2 protein-coding genes are annotated in these 2,026 nt (G+C 70.3%); one reads left to right on the forward strand and one right to left on the reverse strand.

Features of this window, described 5'->3' with window-relative positions:
* Nucleotides 1–29 precede the first annotated feature (29 nt).
* On the reverse strand, nucleotides 30–1,016 hold the full coding sequence (locus NQ038_RS15075; protein ID WP_257059504.1) for an ArgP/LysG family DNA-binding transcriptional regulator: 987 nt from the start codon (nucleotides 1,014–1,016) through the stop codon (nucleotides 30–32).
* A gap of 101 nt (nucleotides 1,017–1,117) precedes the next feature.
* Here NQ038_RS15075 and NQ038_RS15080 point away from each other — a divergent pair, with 101 nt between their 5' ends.
* A complete protein-coding gene (locus tag NQ038_RS15080; protein WP_257049386.1) occupies nucleotides 1,118–1,903 on the forward strand; it encodes a LysE/ArgO family amino acid transporter in 786 nt (261 codons plus the stop codon).
* Nucleotides 1,904–2,026 lie beyond the last annotated feature (123 nt).

Consider the following 2,026-nt stretch of genomic DNA (forward strand, 5'->3'; position numbering starts at 1 on the left):
GATGGCCCACTGATTGGCGCACGGGAGCGTCACCGCAGCGCGGTCGCGGCCAAGTCGGTGATCGCCTGGCACACCCGGTCCAGTCGCGGGGTCCCGACCTTCCACCTGTGCAGATACAGCGGCACATCGGTGATCGGGTCGGCGACCGGCAGGTCGTGCAGGGCATCGCCGCCTCCCGGCTCACCCGCGCCGGGTGCGTCTCCGGCGCCGAGGTGGGCCTCGGGCACCATTCCCCAGCCCAGACCCGCGATGACCGCCCCGGTGAACTCGCGCGAACTGGGGATCTGGTGCACGGGCGGCTCGGTGCGGATCCCGTTGCGCCGGAGGAACTCCCACTGCAGGTCGTCATCACTGCCGAAGTTCACCATGGGCAGGCGCCGCAGCCAATCGGCCGGGCGCACCGCCGGCCCGGACTCAACGCCTCCCACCGGCCCAACCTCAACGTCGTGAGCCCGGAGCAGATCCACCCTGGCCATGGCCCGATAGCGCATCGCGCCCAGGGGGATCGAGCGGCATCCGGCGCCGGCGGCCCGCCGCGAACTGATCGCGGCCATTACCCTGCCCGCTGCGAGGTACTCGTGGGCCAGCGCCTGATCGACCACCTCCAGATGGATCAGCACGTCCGGCCAGGCCGCGGCCGAAGCGAACAACGGCCCCATCCAGGTCGACAGGGAGTCGGCGTTGACGGCGAGACGAATCCGCACCGGGGCCTCGGCGCCGGACGGGCGGCCCGCGCTCCCGGCATCTCCGCCGGTATCCGGTGCGCCCGCGCCGATCCGGGCCAGGGTGTCGGCTTCGATCAACAGCATCTGCCGCGCGGCGCGCAACACCACCTGGCCCGCCTCGGTAGGGGCGACCGGGGCCGACCGGCGCAGCAGAACCGTCCCGACTTCGGCCTCCAGTGCGCGGATGCGCTGGCTCATGGCCGAGGGCGTGATGTGCAGGCGGCGGGCAGCCGTATCCAGCGCTCCGGTGTCCACAGCAGTCGCCAATGCCCGCAGGCGTTCGATGTTCATACAGAAATTCTTCACCAGAAGAAGAAACTTTCATATACCTGCATCACGATCTGGCCCCGAAACGGCCTCCACAGGCCGCCGCCGACCCTAGGCTTGCAGGCATGTCCCCTCTTCTCATCAGCTCCGCCGTGGCCGGCTGCCTGGCAGGCTGGTCCCTCATCGTGGCGGTCGGACCGCAGAACGCCTTCCTCCTGCGCCAGGGCCTGAAGCGCTCACACATCGGCGCCGTGATCGCAGTGTGCGCCCTGGCCGACTGCGTGCTCATCGCCGCGGGCAATCTGGGGATCGGCGCGCTCATCGCCGCGGCCCCGTGGTTCACCACCGCCCTGCGCTGGCTGGGCGCCGCCTACCTGATCTACTTCGCGATCCAGTCATTCCGCTCGGCAGCGCGGGCACAGGGATTGGACGCCGATTCCGCGCCCGTTGCCAAGGGCGACCCCGGCGCGGGTAACGCAGGCCACCCCGGAACTGGTGGTGAGGGCGGCCTCGGCGCCAAAGCCCGGACCGAGGACGCAGGCGCCGCCGCGCCCACAGACTCCGGCGCTCGGCGCCTCGACTCCGAAAGCTCCGAAAGCCCCCGCAGCACCCGTGCCCGTTCGACGCTGCGCCCGGTCATGCTGACGACTCTGGCGATCACCTTCCTCAACCCCGGCGTCTACCTCGACACCGTCGCCCTGTTGGGAACCCTGTCCCATCAATACCCCGGTGACTCCTGGTGGTTCTCCGTCGGCGCGATGTTCGGCTCCATCAGCTGGTTCATCTTCCTGGGCCTGGGCGCACGGGCCCTGGCGCCGCTGGTTGCCAAGCCCGCCGTCTGGCGCTGCATCGATGTGGGGATCGGGCTGTTGATCCTGTTCCTGGCGCTCCGCCTGCTGTTGGCCGGCTAGGCAGGGGACCGGCTAGGCAGGGTGACCGGCTAGGCGGGGTGGCCGGGTGGGCTGAGCGGGACCCGCCGAATCGATCCGGGCTAGACTGGGAGCTTTGCGCGGCCCGCAGATCGTTGGGTCATT

This window comes from Brevibacterium sp. 50QC2O2 (assembly GCF_024580675.1).
GTDB classification, from domain to species: Bacteria; Actinomycetota; Actinomycetes; order Actinomycetales; family Brevibacteriaceae; genus Brevibacterium; species Brevibacterium moorei.

Excerpts from the sequence above, each read along its gene's own strand:
- NQ038_RS15075 (WP_257059504.1), bottom strand. The coding sequence starts at position 1,016 with ATGAACATCGAACGCCTGCGGGCATTGGCGACTGCTGTGGACACCGGA.
- NQ038_RS15080 (WP_257049386.1), top strand. The coding sequence starts at position 1,118 with ATGTCCCCTCTTCTCATCAGCTCCGCCGTGGCCGGCTGCCTGGCAGGC.